This is a genomic window from Exiguobacterium aurantiacum (genome assembly GCF_001766415.1).
Lineage (GTDB): Bacteria > Bacillota > Bacilli > Exiguobacteriales > Exiguobacteriaceae > Exiguobacterium > Exiguobacterium aurantiacum_A.
In genome coordinates this window covers 1-559 of record NZ_MKXO01000047.1, presented here as the reverse complement: position 1 = coordinate 559, position 559 = coordinate 1, and the positions used below count along the sequence as shown (strand labels likewise).

The following is a 559-nucleotide window of genomic DNA, read 5'->3' as shown; positions in this document are numbered from 1 at the left end:
CATTGTGATGATGTTTTTACATACGCTAAGGGTCTTTTTCCAAGGGGCGTATAAAAAGCCTAGAGAGCTGAACTGGATTGTTGGTGTGCTCATTTTCTTTGTGATGCTTGGACTTGGTTTTACAGGTTATCTTTTACCATGGGATATGAAGGCGCTGTTTGCAACGAAGGTTGGTCTTCAAATAGCAGAAGCAACACCTTTCATTGGTAAAGAGATCAAAACGCTGCTTGCAGGTCATCCTGACATTGTAGGGGCACAAACGCTGACGAGATTTTTCGCTATCCATGTCTTTTTCTTGCCAGCGGCATTATTTGGGCTGATGGCTGCCCACTTTATTATGATTCGTAAGCAAGGAATTTCTGGACCGCTTTAAAATGCTGCGTTTGATGAATGTTCAATGAGGAGGGGATGACTTTGCATAGGGGAAAAGGGATGAAGTTTGTCGGAGATTCCAGAATACCGGCAGAAAGAAAACCTAACATACCTAAAGACTATTCCGAATATCCGGGAAAAACAGAAGCCTTTTGGCCGAACTTTCTTTTAAAGGAATGGCTTGTAG

Annotated in this window: 2 pseudogenes; both read left to right on the top strand. The window is 42.6% G+C overall.

The annotated features are described in order from the left end of the window. Positions 1 to 373, top strand: a pseudogene (qcrB, locus tag BJU60_RS14885) (menaquinol-cytochrome c reductase cytochrome b subunit); the annotation flags it as partial. Positions 374 to 414: 41 nt separating this feature from the next. Next, positions 415 to 559, top strand: a pseudogene (locus BJU60_RS14880) (menaquinol-cytochrome c reductase cytochrome b/c subunit); the annotation flags it as partial.